The sequence below is a fragment of the Pelagerythrobacter rhizovicinus genome (genome assembly GCF_004135625.1).
Lineage (GTDB): Bacteria > Pseudomonadota > Alphaproteobacteria > Sphingomonadales > Sphingomonadaceae > Pelagerythrobacter > Pelagerythrobacter rhizovicinus.
Genome location: NZ_SDPV01000002.1, coordinates 18375 through 31511, shown reverse-complemented (window position 1 = coordinate 31511; position 13137 = coordinate 18375). Strand labels below are relative to the sequence as shown.

At 66.9% G+C, this 13137-nt stretch carries 15 protein-coding genes; 9 read left to right on the top strand and 6 right to left on the bottom strand.

Annotated elements, in window-relative coordinates:
- The first annotated feature begins 44 nt into the window (after window positions 1-44).
- The 4 genes from ETX26_RS08175 to ETX26_RS08160 all read left to right on the top strand — a co-directional run bounded on the left by ETX26_RS08175 (window position 45) and on the right by ETX26_RS08160 (window position 2985).
- Window positions 45-1046, top strand: a complete 1002-nt coding sequence (locus ETX26_RS08175; RefSeq protein WP_129524234.1) for a beta-propeller fold lactonase family protein — start codon at window positions 45-47, stop codon at window positions 1044-1046.
- Window positions 1043-1507 carry an ATP-dependent zinc protease family protein gene (locus ETX26_RS08170; protein WP_225425657.1) on the top strand — a complete coding sequence of 155 codons (465 nt, stop codon included), beginning with the start codon at window positions 1043-1045 and terminating at the stop codon, window positions 1505-1507. Before ETX26_RS08175 ends, ETX26_RS08170 begins: the two co-directional genes overlap by 4 nt.
- Complete coding sequence (gene rimK / locus ETX26_RS08165) at window positions 1504-2409, top strand: 30S ribosomal protein S6--L-glutamate ligase (protein WP_129524233.1); 906 nt, start codon at window positions 1504-1506, stop codon at window positions 2407-2409. Before ETX26_RS08170 ends, rimK begins: the two co-directional genes overlap by 4 nt.
- 84 nt (window positions 2410-2493) lie before the next feature.
- Window positions 2494-2985: a YbjN domain-containing protein gene (locus tag ETX26_RS08160; RefSeq protein WP_129524232.1), complete on the top strand. Its 492-nt coding sequence runs from the start codon at window positions 2494-2496 to the stop codon at window positions 2983-2985.
- A 55-nt stretch (window positions 2986-3040) separates the two neighbouring features.
- Here ETX26_RS08160 and ETX26_RS08155 read toward each other — a convergent pair whose 3' ends face one another.
- From ETX26_RS08155 to rpsF, 5 genes are all read right to left on the bottom strand, one after another.
- The gene (locus ETX26_RS08155) at window positions 3041-3565 is read right to left on the bottom strand and encodes a GNAT family N-acetyltransferase (RefSeq protein ID WP_129524231.1); all 525 of its coding nucleotides are present in this window, start codon (window positions 3563-3565) and stop codon (window positions 3041-3043) included.
- Window positions 3562-5001 (bottom strand): AMP nucleosidase, encoded by a 1440-nt coding sequence (locus ETX26_RS08150; RefSeq protein ID WP_129524230.1) that lies wholly within the window; start codon window positions 4999-5001, stop codon window positions 3562-3564. The genes ETX26_RS08155 and ETX26_RS08150 overlap by 4 nt, the downstream gene beginning before the upstream one ends.
- Before the next feature lie 189 nt (window positions 5002-5190).
- Window positions 5191-5820 carry a 50S ribosomal protein L9 gene (gene rplI, locus ETX26_RS08145; protein ID WP_129524229.1) on the bottom strand — a complete coding sequence of 210 codons (630 nt, stop codon included), beginning with the start codon at window positions 5818-5820 and terminating at the stop codon, window positions 5191-5193.
- Window positions 5821-5833: 13 nt separating this feature from the next.
- Window positions 5834-6058, bottom strand: coding sequence for a 30S ribosomal protein S18 (rpsR, locus tag ETX26_RS08140; protein ID WP_119511450.1), 225 nt, complete (start codon window positions 6056-6058; stop codon window positions 5834-5836).
- A complete protein-coding gene (gene rpsF, locus ETX26_RS08135) occupies window positions 6058-6423 on the bottom strand; it encodes a 30S ribosomal protein S6 (RefSeq protein ID WP_129524228.1) in 366 nt (121 codons plus the stop codon). The genes rpsR and rpsF overlap by 1 nt, the downstream gene beginning before the upstream one ends.
- 203 nt (window positions 6424-6626) lie before the next feature.
- On the opposite strand from rpsF, the gene ETX26_RS08130 reads away from it, so the two are divergent.
- Window positions 6627-7571: a DUF808 domain-containing protein gene (locus tag ETX26_RS08130; RefSeq protein ID WP_129524227.1), complete on the top strand. Its 945-nt coding sequence runs from the start codon at window positions 6627-6629 to the stop codon at window positions 7569-7571.
- A 13-nt stretch (window positions 7572-7584) separates the two neighbouring features.
- Here ETX26_RS08130 and ETX26_RS08125 read toward each other — a convergent pair whose 3' ends face one another.
- The gene (locus tag ETX26_RS08125; protein WP_129524226.1) at window positions 7585-9012 is read right to left on the bottom strand and encodes a glutamate ligase domain-containing protein; all 1428 of its coding nucleotides are present in this window, start codon (window positions 9010-9012) and stop codon (window positions 7585-7587) included.
- Window positions 9013-9066: 54 nt separating this feature from the next.
- On the opposite strand from ETX26_RS08125, the gene ETX26_RS08120 reads away from it, so the two are divergent.
- From ETX26_RS08120 to dnaN, 4 genes are all read left to right on the top strand, one after another.
- Complete coding sequence (locus ETX26_RS08120) at window positions 9067-9912, top strand: LD-carboxypeptidase (RefSeq protein WP_129524225.1); 846 nt, start codon at window positions 9067-9069, stop codon at window positions 9910-9912.
- A 24-nt stretch (window positions 9913-9936) separates the two neighbouring features.
- Complete coding sequence (gene fabD / locus ETX26_RS08115) at window positions 9937-10875, top strand: ACP S-malonyltransferase (protein WP_129524224.1); 939 nt, start codon at window positions 9937-9939, stop codon at window positions 10873-10875.
- On the top strand, window positions 10875-11627 hold the full coding sequence (gene fabG / locus ETX26_RS08110; RefSeq protein ID WP_129524223.1) for a 3-oxoacyl-ACP reductase FabG: 753 nt from the start codon (window positions 10875-10877) through the stop codon (window positions 11625-11627). The genes fabD and fabG overlap by 1 nt, the downstream gene beginning before the upstream one ends.
- Before the next feature lie 265 nt (window positions 11628-11892).
- Complete coding sequence (gene dnaN / locus ETX26_RS08105) at window positions 11893-13020, top strand: DNA polymerase III subunit beta (protein WP_129524222.1); 1128 nt, start codon at window positions 11893-11895, stop codon at window positions 13018-13020.
- The last annotated feature ends 117 nt before the right edge of the window (window positions 13021-13137 follow it).

Genomic DNA, 13137 nt, shown 5'->3' with positions numbered 1-13137 from the left:
TCGGCTATCCTCTTCTCATTACAGAGGGCTGCTCGGAGGACGTCATGCGGGTTTTATCGCTTCTATGCCTGGCCGCGGCGGCCTGTGCGCCGGTTGCCGGGGAACCTGTCGCGGGGCCGGCGTCCGGCGGCGAGGCCGCGCTGTTCGTGGCCAACAAGTTCGGCAACTCGCTCTCGAAGATCGACCTTGCGAGCGGAGAGGAGGTCGCGCGGGTCGATAGCTGCGCCGATCCGCACGAGCTCGCCACCTCGCCCGACGGCACGCACGTCGCGCTCGCCTGCTATGGCGGCACGAGCGTCGACCTCTTCCGCGCCAGCGACCTCTCGCGCGTCAAGCGGATCGAACTGGGCGAGAACGCGCGGCCGCACGGGATCGTCTGGCACGCGAACGGCGATCTCTATACGACGGCCGAGGGACGCCGCTCGATCTTCTGGATCCGCGATCCGCTGAGCGAGAATGCCGAGACCTTCGAGTTCTCGACCGGACAGGAAGGCACGCACATGCTCGCGGTCGCGCCGGATGCGCGGCACGCGTGGACGGTGGACATGGGCTCGAAGACGGTCACGCTGGTCGATCTACTGACCCGCCGCGCGCCGCGCTCGGTGGAGGTCGGAATCGAGCCGGAAGGGATCGATCTCGCGCCCAATGGCCGGACGCTGTGGGTCTCCGCGCGCGGTTCGGACAAGGCTTTCGCGCTCGACCCGCAGACGCTGGAGGTGCGGCACGAGGTCGCGACCGGCGACTTCCCGCTGCGCCTCGCGATCCGCCCGCAGGGGGACGTCGCGGTAACCTCCAACCTGGCCGACGGTTCGCTGACGGTGATCGATCTCGCCACGGCGCGCGCGGTGCGCACGATCCCCGTCTCCGGACGCGAGGAGGCCGAGGCGCGCCAGCAGGTCACGATCGTCTGGTCCGACGACGGTGAGCGCATCTACGTCGCCGAGACCGGCAGCGACACGATCGCCGAAGTCGATTTCGCCAGCGGCACGGTGCTGCGGCGGCTGGCCACCGGCGACGGGGGCGACGGGCTGGCGATCGTCGGTTGAGCGCGACGAAGGAGCCGCTGCCGGTGGTCGGGTGGCGCGAGCTCGTCGCGCTGCCCGAACTGGGCCTGACCGCCGTTCCGGCCAAGATCGACACCGGCGCGCGCACGTCCTCGCTCCATGCGACCGTGCTCGACCGGTTCGAGCGCGACGGCGCCGACTACGTCCGCTTCGCAGTCGATTTCGGGCGCCACCACGTGCGCCAGGTGTGCGAGGCGATCCACGTCGACCGGCGCGGAATCACCAGCTCCAACGGCGAGACGCAAATGCGCTTGATCGTGAAGACGCCGATGCGTATCGGCGCCGTCGAATTCCGTGCCGAGATCAGTCTTGCCGACCGATCGGACATGCAATTTCCCCTGCTGATAGGCCGCACGGCACTCCGCCGCCGGTTCGTCGTTGATTCGGGCAGCTCGTGGCTCCAGTCGCCGGGCCGCATGCCGAGGAAAGGTCGCGCGCCATGAAGATCGCCATGCTTGCCCGCAACGCGAACCTCTACTCGCATCGGCGCCTTGTAGAGGCGGCCGAGGCGCGGGGGCATGTACTGGACGTGCTCAACACGCTGCGCTGCAACGTCCAGATCGCTTCGCACCGGCCGACGGTGACCTACAACGGGGAGACGCTGAGCGGCTACGACGCGGTGATCCCGCGCATCGGCGCCTCGATCACGCATTACGGCCTGGCAATCCTGCGCCAGTTCGAGATGAGGGGGGTCTGGCCGCTCAACGAAAGCGTCGCGATCGGCCGCAGCCGGGACAAGCTGCGCTCGATGCAGATCCTCGCCAAGCACGGCCTCGGCCTGCCGCTGACGGCCTTCGCGCACGACCCCAAGCAGACCGAGGAGATCATCAAGGCGGTCAAGGGCCCGCCGGTGGTGATCAAGCTGCTGGAGGGGACCCAGGGCATCGGCGTCGTGCTCGCGGAGACCGAGGCGAGCGCCAAGTCGGTGATCGAGGCCTTCCGCGGCGCCAATGTCAATATCCTGGTGCAGGAGTTCATAAAGGAGGCCGGCGGCACCGACATTCGCGCGCTGGTGATCGGCGGCAAGGTCGTCGCCGCGATGAAGCGCACCGGCGCGCCCGACGACTTCCGCAGCAATCTCCACCGCGGCGGCAGCGCGGAACTGGTCCGGATCACGCCCGAGGAACGCTCGACCGCAGTGCGCGCGGCCAAGCGCATGGGGCTGAACGTCTGCGGCGTGGACATGCTGCGGAGCAATCACGGGCCGGTGATCATGGAAGTCAATTCCTCTCCCGGCCTGGAAGGCATCGAAGCCGCGAGCGGCAAGGACATCGCGGGAATGATCATCGACTTCATCGCCGCCAACGCCAAGGCGGGGAAGACGAAGACGAAGGGGAAGGGGTGAGGGCGCGAGCGGCGGCCTTTGGCGTTGCCTGAGCATGCAAATCCCGCCAACCTGCGGATCCGACTTCAGGGGGAAACGACAGCCATGAAAAGATTACTAGCCGCAAGCGCGCTCGCCCTTGTCACGCCGCCGCTTGGCGCCCAGACCGGCGAGGCAATGGTGACGGCCAAGAACCCGCAGGGGATCTTAGATGCGCTCGAGGGGGCCGGCTACGATGCCGAGCTGACGCAGGACGGCGCGGGGGATCCGATGATCATGACGGAACTCTCCGGATGGTCGAGCCGGATCTACTTCTACGGCTGCCACGAGACCTCCCACGACGGCTGCGACGCGCTGCAGTTCTCGGCCGGATTCGACCGCAAGCAGCCGTGGACCGCCGAGGAGGCAATCGCGCTGGCGCGGAAGTACCGCTTTAGCAGCATCTATCTCGACGACGAAGGCGACCCTTACATCGAGTGGGACGTGATCACCGGCGACGGCATCCCTGCACCGGTGTTCCTTGCGAGCGTACTCAGTTTCAGCGACGCGATAGACGTGGCGCGGAGCGAGGCTTTCGCGGACGAGACGGCGGAATAGCTGGAGCATTCGGTTCTGCCCGCTCCGAGCGGCGGAAGGGCTTCGCGTGTCGGCGCTATAGCGCCCGGAACATCACCAGAGCGTCGACGTAGCCGAGCTTCGGATGATCGAACGCCCGCGGCAGGCGGCCGGCGATGTTGAAACCGAGCGATTGCCACAGCCGCACGGCGCGTTCGTTCGTGCTGACGACGAAGTTGAACTGCATGGCCCGGTAGCCTCGCGACCGCGCATGATCTAGCGAATGAAGGCACATCAGCCGCGCGATCCCGCGGCCGGCCGCATGGGCCGCAGTCACGTAACCGCAGTTGCAGACATGGCCGCCGCCGCCGGCCTGGTTCGGGCGCATGTAATAGGTGCCGAGGATACGGCCGTCTTCCTCCGCGACGAAGGTCTCCGTGTCCTTCCGGATCCAGTAGGCGAGCGCCGCCTCCTCGCTCATGTCGCGGTCGAAGGCGTAGGTCTCGCCTGCGCGGATCACGGGCTCGAGCACGCTCCAGATGGCGGCGCGATCCTCCGCGCGGGCAGGGCGTATTTCGACGGAGCGGCCGGCTCCGTCCCCGCCTGCGGCGGCGCTCGTCACCGGAACGGCGGCTCGTTGAAGGCGCGCAGCTTGCGCGAATGGAGGCGATTGCCCTCTTGGCGCAGCAGGCGGCAGGTCGTGACGCCGATCTGCATGTGCGCGGCGATGGCTTCCTCGTAGAACTTGTTCGCCTGCCCCGGCAGCTTGATCTCGCCGTGCAGCGGCTTGTCCGAGACGCATAGCAGCGTGCCGTAGGGAACGCGAAAGCGGTAGCCCTGCGCGGCGATGGTGGCGCTTTCCATGTCGATCCCGACCGCCCGGCTGAGCGAGAGGCGGCGGGCGGACTGGGTATAGCGCAGCTCCCAGTTGCGATCGTCGGTCGTGACCACCGTGCCCGTGCGCATCCGGCGCTTGAGATCGGCGCCGTGGGTGCCGCTGACTTCCTCGGCTGCCTTGGCAAGCGCCTGCTGCACCTCGGCGATCGCGGGCAGCGGGATCTCGGGCGGCAGCACGGGATCAAGCACGTGATCGTCGCGCAGGTAGGCGTGGGCGAGTACGTAGTCGCCGATCTTCTGGCTCGGGCGGAGGCCGCCGCAGTGGCCGATCATCAGCCACGCTTCCGGCCGCAGGACGGCGAGGTGGTCGCAGATCGTCTTGGCGTTCGAGGGACCGACGCCGATGTTGACCAGAGTGATCCCGCCGCGGTCCTTCCCCATCAGGTGGTAGGCCGGCATCTGGTGGCGGCGCCAAGCGGTGTCGGACAGCTCGGCGCGCGCGTTCTTGCGCGGGGTTTCGAGGTAGAGACCGCCGGCACCGGCAAGAGCGGTGCACTCGTCGTTGCCGAGCTGCTCGCCCGCCCAGTCGACGAACTCGTCGACGTAGCGGTGGTAGTTGGTGAAGAGGATGAAGCGCTGGAAATGCGCCGGGTCGGTGCCGGTGTAATGCGCGAGCCGTGCGAGGCTGAAGTCGGTCCTGAGGCCGTCGAACAGCGATAGCGGGATCGGATCGCCCGTGGCGCCGAGTTCGATCCCGTCGGCGAGCTCGTCGCCGATGTCGGCAAGCTCGGTCGAGGGGAAATGGCGTGCGAGCTCGTTGGGGCTGATCCCGGCCAGCTCGGCGCCGGCCTCGCCGTCGAGCACATAGGGGAAGGGGATCTCCTGGCGCGAGGGCACGACCTCGAGATCGACGTCGTAATCGCTGGTGATCAGGCGCAACTGTTCGACCAGGTAGTCGGCGAAAAGCCGCGGGCGGGTGACGGTGGTGGTGTAGGTGCCCGGCGCATTGAGCCGTCCGTACGCGCGGCTGCGGTCTTCCGGCCGGGTGCCGCCGCGAAAGCGCAGGCGCAGTTCCGGGTAGGCGTAGCTGCCGTCGCTCCGCTTCTCGGGCTTGGGCAGCGTGCCCTCGCGGCCAAATGCGATGATGTCTGCGCGCAGGCGCTCGACCGACTCGTCGTAGAGCCGGGCAAGGTCGTCGATGATTTTCTCGGATGATTCCATCGATGGCCATTAGCGCGGGTTGGACGACAATTCCAAGTCCTGCGAATGGCGACGTCGAAGGGTGCAGGAGATCCTCGCCATCCCGGCTTTTACTGGGATGGCGGGGGTGTCCCGCAAGCGCCTCCGTATCGGGCAAAAAAAAGGCGCGACCCTCGCAGGCCGCGCCCTTTTTTGTCCTGTCGGCGCGGATCAGCCGTTGGCTTCGTCCGCAGCCTCTTCCTCGGCCGGCCCTTCCAGCATGTCGGCGGGAATTTCGCCGGGCTCCAGCGTCGGATCGATGGCGTTGGCCTGGGCCATTTCCTCGATCTCGGCCTGCTCGTCGGCGAAGATCTGGGCGAGCACGTCGACACCCTGGCGCTGCAGTTCGGCCTCGTCTTCCGAGCGGGCGACGTTCGCCTTCACGGTGACGTGGACTTCCGGGTGCAGCGCGATCGTGACGTCGTGCATGCCGATCGACTTGATCGGATGGCCCATCACGACCTGGCGCTTGTCGATCTCGTGCCCCTTCTCGGCCAGACCTGCGACGACGTCGCGTACGTTCACCGAGCCGTAGAGCTGACCGGCATTCGACGATGCCCGGATCAGCACGATCTCGGTGCCGTCGACCTTCTCGCCCTGCTTTTCGGCCTCGCCGCGCCGTTCCGCGTTTTCCTTTTCAAGGCGTTCGCGGTTGGCTTCGAAGACCTGCTTGTTGGCCTCGTTGGCGCGCAGCGCCTTCTTCTGCGGGAGCAGGAAGTTGCGGGCGTAGCCGTCCTTCACGGAAACGACGTCGCCGATGTTGCCCAGGTTCCCGATGCGTTCGAGGAGGATGATGTCCATGTCTCTTCTCCTCTTACTTCACGATGTAGGGCAGCAGGCCGATGTGGCGTGCGCGCTTGATCGCCTTGGCGAGCTCACGCTGCTTCTTGGCGCTGACGGCGGTGATGCGGCTGGGGACGATCTTGCCCCGCTCGGACATGAAGCCCTGGAGCAGGCGCACGTCCTTGTAATCGATCTTCGGCGCGTTCTTGCCCGCGAAGGGGCAGGACTTGCGGCGGCGGAAAAACGGACGGGCCATCAGTCGCGCTCCTCACGGTCAGAGCGACGCTTCCGGTCGCGTTCGTTCTTGCGCATCATCACGCTCGGTCCGCTCTCGTGCTCGTCGACGCGGATCGTCATGTAGCGGATGACGTCTTCATTGATGCGGGTCTGGCGCTCGAGCTCTTCCACCACGGCGCCGGGGCCTTCGATGTTGAGCAGCACGAAGTGCGCCTTGCGGTTGCGGTCGATCTTGTAGGCAAGGGACTTGAGGCCCCAGGTCTCGGTCTTGGTGACCTTGCCGTCGTTCTTCTCGACGATTTCGGTGGCGGTTGCCGCCAGCGCGTCGACCTGGCTCTGGCTCAGATCCTGACGCGCGAGAAAGACATGCTCGTAAAGAGCCATGCTTCGCTTCCTTCACTCTGTAGTGCCGATCGCTGGCTGATCCGCGGGATTGCGGGGCCCCTCCGGCTTTCTTCCATTCCCCTGCCCGGAAGCGGGGAAGGCGCGCACATAGCGGCATCGGTGGAGAATGCAAGAGCAAGCCCGGTTTGCGCAGCCGGAACCCAAGCGGCGGGCCGGCGTAACCTTGCGAAACAGGAGATTCCATGCCCGGCGGACTTGCGGCCCTGCTCGACGACGTTTCCATCATTGCGCGAGCGGCGGCTGCCTCCATAGACGACGTCAGCGTCGCCGCGGGCCGCGCCGGGGGCAAGGCTGCGGGCGTGGTGATCGACGACGCGGCGGTGACGCCGAACTACGTCACCGGCTTCACGCCCGACCGCGAACTTCCGATCATCGCCAAGATCACGCGCGGCAGCCTGAAGAACAAGCTGCTGATCCTGCTGCCGGCCGCCCTGCTGCTCAGCGTATTCCTGCCTTGGGCGATCACGCCGATTCTGATGCTGGGCGGGTGCTATCTGTCCTACGAAGGCGCCGAGAAAGTCATGGAATGGCTCGGCGGGGAAGAGCATGGCGAGACGATCGACGACCCGATCAAGGACATGGCCGCCTTCGAGAAGCGGCGCGTGTCGGGCGCGATACGAACCGACCTGATACTCTCGGCCGAGATCATGGCGATCACGCTTGCCTCGGTCGCCGCCGAGACGCTGCTCGTGCGCGCCGCGGTGCTGGCGCTGGTCGGCGTCTTGGTCACCTTCGGCATCTACGGCACGGTCGCCCTGATCGTGAAGATGGACGACATCGGGCTTCGTCTGGCGCAGCGGAGCAACCCGCGGACGCACGCGTTCGGCTGCTGGCTGGTCAACGCGATGCCTGGCGTGCTCACCCTGCTTTCCATCGTCGGGACGGTAGCAATGCTGTGGGTTGGCGGCGGCATAGTGCTCCATGGGCTGGCAGAGCTGGGGCTGGGCACGATCGAGCACCTGGCAGAGGGCGTACGCCATGCGGTCGAGGCGGCGACCGGTGTCCTGGGGGGCGTGTTCGGCTGGATCACCTACGCTGCGCTGTCGGCGCTGTTCGGAATGGCGCTGGGGGCCGTGATCGCCTTCGTGCTGCACAAAGTACTGCGGGTCGGCGCGAAAGATCACTAGCGCCGCTGGCGTTCTAGCCCAGCCGCTCCAGCAATTCGCTCGCGAAGGTCGTCAGCGTGTCGTCGCGTGCGCCCATGATCACGATGCGGTCGTTGGGCTGGGCGAGGCAGACGATGCGGTCGCCGCAGGCCTTGCGCGTGGGGATGTATTCGGCATGGCCGCCGGCCGCCTCGATCAGTCGCACGATCCGTTCGCTGCCTTCGCTGCGGTCGACGGTCCCGCCGAAATAGACCGGATCGCACAGGATCGTGCAGTCCTCGGGCCCAAGCTCGCGCGCGAACGTTTCGGCCAGTTCGGCGCCCATCTGCCGCAGCGGACCGTAGCCGTGGGGCTGGAAGAAGGCGATCACGCGCCCCTCGTGCGCCTTCAGCGTGCGCAGCGTTGCCGCGCATTTCTCGGGGTTGTGGCCGAAGTCGTCGATCACCGCGATGCCGGCGGCGCTGACGCCGACGAGATCGAACCGCCGCGCGAGCCCCTTGAAGTCCGCAAGTGCTGCAACCGAAGCCGCGACCGGCACGCCCGCGGCGGCCGCCGCGGCAATGGCTGCCAGCGCGTTCGACAAGTTGTGCTTGCCCGGCATGGCCAGCGTGAGCGCGTGCTCGCTGCCGTCGTGCCGGTCGACGATCATCGCCGCCTGCCGCAGCGGCCCTTCGGCGACCGAGCCGGGCACCACGCCGATCTGCGCCTTCTCCCGATCGATGCCGAAAGTGATGACCTCGTTCGCACGGGGAAGCAGGGCAAGCGCTTCGGCATCGTCGGCGTTGACCACCGCGATGCGGCTGCGCGCGAGGAAGTCGCCGAACAGCTGGCGCAGTTCGCCCATTTCCTTGTGGTCGAGGCTGACGTTGAGCAGCACACCGACCGCGGGCCGGTAAAGCGCGATCGACCCGTCGCTCTCGTCCACCTCGCTGACGTAGATGCTGCGCCCGCCGACGAGCGCGCTGGCGTTCGGGCGTTCGGCGGAGACGAAGTTCTTCATCACCGCGCCGTTCATCACCGTCGGATCGCGGCCAGCGGCGTGCATGATCCAGCCGAGCATGCCGGTCACGGTCGACTTGCCGCTCGTGCCCGCCACCGCGAGGCCGGCGCCGCTGGTGTTGAACAGGATCGAGTTGAGCTCGGCCCGCGACATCCTGAGGCAGCCCAGTTCCTTCGCGCGTTGGACCTCGGGCACCGTCTCCTCGACTGCAGCGGACGCGACGAGGATCTGCTCGCCCGAGACGATCCCGCTGCCGTCCTGCGGGTGGAGCGCGAAACCCTGGGCCTCGAGCGCGGCGAACTTTTCCGGCGTGTGGCCCTGATCGCGGCTGCGGTCGCTGCCCGCGACTTGGGCGCCGCGCCCTCGCACGATCTGCGCGAGCGGCAACATGCCCGAACCGCCGATCCCGCAGAAGAAGAACGGACGGGCGAAAAGTTCGTCGGCTGTGGGGATATCGTCCATTGCGCGCTGCGTATTCAGTTGTGCAGGCGGACACAAGCTCGCTAGGCCGTGTGCATGACACGCATCGCCATTTGCGCCCCGGGAAAGCCGCTCGAGCGCGAGCATGCCGACGCGGTGCTCGCGATCGCCGACGAGTTCGAAGCGGTGGAGCTTCGATTCCACGAGCAATGCTTCGCCCGTCACGGACACTTTGCCGGCGACGATGAGGCGCGGCTCGCCGCGCTGCTCGACTGCGCGAACGATCCCGCGGTGGATGCCGTGTGGTTCGCGCACGGGGGCTATGGCTCGAACCGGATCGCGGCCGAGGCGGTTTCGCAGATGGGGGCCGCTGCGCAGGGCAAGCCGTTCCTCGGCTACTCCGACACCGGCTACCTGCTGGCGGCGCTCTATCGTGCGGGGGTGGGGCGCCCCGTCCACGGGCCGATGGTTGCCGACGTGCGCCGGGAGGGCGGCGGTGCGGCGGTGCGGCGTGCGCTGGACTGGTTATCCGGCGGCGGCGAGGGGCTCGAAGGGGCGCTCGACGGGCGTCCCACCGCTGCGCTCAACCTGATGACGCTGGCGATGCTCTGCGGAACCGACCTGATGCCCGATCTCGCTGGCCACGTGGTGATGGTGGAGGAGGTGTCGGAACATCTTTACGCCGTGGACCGGCTGTTCTTCCATATCAGCCAGCACTTGCGCGGGATCGCGGGTCTGCGCCTGGGGCGGATTTCGGAGGTTCCGGAAAACGACCGGCCTTTCGGGGCGAGCGCGGAGGAGATCGCGCAGTACTGGTGCGCCACGGCAGATATCCCCTACCTCGGCCTCGCCGATATCGGGCATGACGCCGACAACAAGATCGTGCCGTTCGGCCTTAAGATCGTGCCGTTCGGCCTTGCGGGCCGCGCCGCACGCTCATAATCGGCTCCGCCGAAGGAGACTGACATGCGTGCATTCGTTTTTCCCGGACAGGGGAGCCAGAAAGTCGGCATGGGCGCCGAGCTCGCCGACGCCAGCGCCGCCGCGCGCGAGGTGTTCGAGGAGGTTGACGAGGCACTGTCGCAGGGCCTGTCGAAGATCATGCGTGAAGGGCCGGAGGATGCGCTGACACTGACCGAGAACGCGCAGCCCGCGATCATGGCCAATGCCATCGCGACCCTGCGGGTGCTGGAGCGCGAGTTCGGCGTCGCGCTGGCGGACAAGGGCGATTGCGTCGCTGGTCATTCCCTCGGCGAATATACCGCGCTCTGCGCCGTTGGGGCGTTCTCGCTCGCCGATACCGCGCGGCTGCTCAAGTTGCGCGGGCAGGCGATGCAGGCGGCTGTGCCGGTGGGCGAGGGCGCGATGTGCGCGCTGCTCGGCGCCGACCTTGAGAAGGCGCAGGCGCTGGCCGACGCCGCCGCCGAGGGCGAGGTGTGCCAGGTCGCCAACGACAACGATCCGGGGCAGGTCGTGCTCTCTGGCCACAAGGGCGCAATCGAGCGCGCGGTCGGCATGGTGAAGGAGTTCGAGATCAAGCGCGGCGTGCTGTTGCCGGTCTCCGCGCCGTTCCACTGCGACCTGATGCAGCCCGCCGCGGACGCCATGGCGGAGGCGCTTGCGAAGACCCCACTCGGCGCGTTCACTCTGCCGCTCTACACCAACGTCACCGCTGAGCAGGTGACGGACCCGGCCGAAGAGCAACGCTTGCTGGTCGAACAGGTCACCGGCCGGGTCCGCTGGCGCGAAAGCGTGCTCGCCATGCGCCGCGCGGGCGTCGAGCATTTCGTCGAACTGGGCGGCAAGGTGCTTGCCCCCATGATCGGCCGCATCGACAAGGAAGCCGGGACCACCAGCGCCATCACTATGGCCGACATCGAAGCGCTCGCGAAGGAGATCGGATAATGTTTTCGCTTGAAGGAAAGACCGCCCTCGTTACCGGTGCCAGCGGCGGGATCGGGTCGGCGATCGCGTATGCGCTCGCGCGGCAGGGCGCGCGGTTGGCGCTCAGCGGTTCGAACAGCGCAAAGCTGCGCAGCTTTCGTGAGCAGATCAACGAGGAGGTCGGCGGCGATCATGTCGAGATCACCTGCGACCTGTCCAACACGACCCAGGTGGAAGAGCTGATTCCGGCGACGGTCGACACGCTTGGCAAGATAGACATTCTGGTCAACAACGCCGGGGTGACGCGCGACAATCTCGCCATGCGGATGAAGGACGAGGAGTGGGAAGCGGTCATGCGGATCAATCTCGAAGCCGCCTTCCGCCTGATGCGCGCCGCTGCGCGGCCGATGATGAAGGCGAGGCAGGGCCGTATCGTCAGCATCACCAGCGTCGTCGGTGCGACCGGCAATCCGGGCCAGATGAACTACGCGGCAGCGAAGGCCGGGCTCGTCGGCATGTCGAAGAGCCTCGCGCAGGAGCTTGCGAGCCGCGGGATCACCGTCAACTGCGTCGCCCCCGGCTTCATCCGCACGGCGATGACCGACCAGCTTCCCGACGCCCAGAAGGACGCGCTCAACGCCCGCATTCCGATGGGACGCATGGGCGAGGGCGAGGACATCGGCGCGGCGGTCGCCTATCTCGCTTCGGACGAGGCGGCTTACATCACGGGGCAGACGCTGCACGTGAACGGCGGCATGGCGATGATGTCCTGAGCCATCCAAATTTCGTCATCCGAGCGAACGCCGGGATCGGGTGCGGGGCCGTCGGAGCTTGTGAAAAGCGATCCCAGCTTTCGCTGGGATGACGGACGGGGCGAATGGCGCAATCACGGATTTATCCCCAAGGAATCGGCGTGCGCGGCCATTCGTTCTTGCCCCGTCACGCCTCGTCACTAAGGATAATCGCCACTTTCCGGCGCTCGCGGGCGATTCCGGCCCCGAACCTTTCGGCGGGCGCGCATGGGGGAATTGATACGCGATGAAGGCCACTATCGAACGTGCCACGCTCCTGAGGTGCCTCAGCCACGTCCAGTCCGTGGTGGAGCGGCGCAACACCATCCCGATCCTCTCGAACGTGCTGATCGAAGCGGGGGAGAGCGGCTCGCTGAAGGTCATGGCGACCGACCTCGACCTGCAGGTGGTGGAAAACATGGCCGCGGCCTCGGTCGATGCGCCGGGCGCGATCACGGTTTCGGCGCACCTGCTGTTCGACATCGCGCGCAAACTGCCCGACGGGAGCCAGGTGAGCCTGGAGACCGCCGACAACCGCATGACGGTCAAGGCCGGGCGCAGCCGCTTCCAGCTTCCGACCCTGCCGCGCGACGACTTCCCCGTGATCGTCGAGGGCGACCTGCCGACGAGTTTCGAGATTCCGGCCAAGACCCTGGCCGAGCTGATCGACCGCACCCGCTTCGCGATCTCGACCGAGGAGACGCGGTACTATCTCAATGGCATCTTCCTGCACGTCTCGGACGAGGACAAGCCGGTGCTCAAGGCGGCCGCGACCGACGGGCACCGCCTCGCGCGCTTCACCATTGCGCAGCCCGAAGGCGCAGCGGGAATGCCCGACGTTATCGTGCCGCGCAAAGCCGTGGCGGAGCTGCGCAAGCTGCTTGAGGAAGCGCTCGACGGCAACGTTCAGGTCGACCTGTCGGCGAGCAAGATCCGCTTCACGCTTGGCGGCGAGGGCGGGGTGGTGCTGACCAGCAAACTGATCGACGGCACGTTCCCGGATTACAGCCGCGTGATCCCGACCGGCAACGACAAGCTGCTCAAGCTCGATCCGAAGAGCTTCTACGAAGGCGTCGACCGCGTCGCGACGATCGCCACCGAGAAGACCCGCGCGGTGAAGATGGGGCTGGAGAACGACAAGGTCACGCTCTCGGTCACCAGCCCCGACAACGGCACCGCGGCGGAGGAAGTGCCGGCGGACTACGCTGCCGAGGGGTTCGAGATCGGCTTCAACGCCAATTACCTCAAGGACATCCTCAGCCAGATCGACAGCGACACGGTGGAGCTACACCTGGCAGACGCTGGCGCGCCTACGCTGATCCGGCAGGATGCGAACAGCCCGGCGCTCTACGTGCTGATGCCGATGCGGGTGTAGGGGCTTCCGTCATCCCAGCTTTCGCTGGGCTACCGACGTTATGAGCTGTTACAGGTCTTGATTTAGAGCACCTGCACGCAAGTCGTTCACGCCGACGAGCCTGATTTTTGAGCTTTG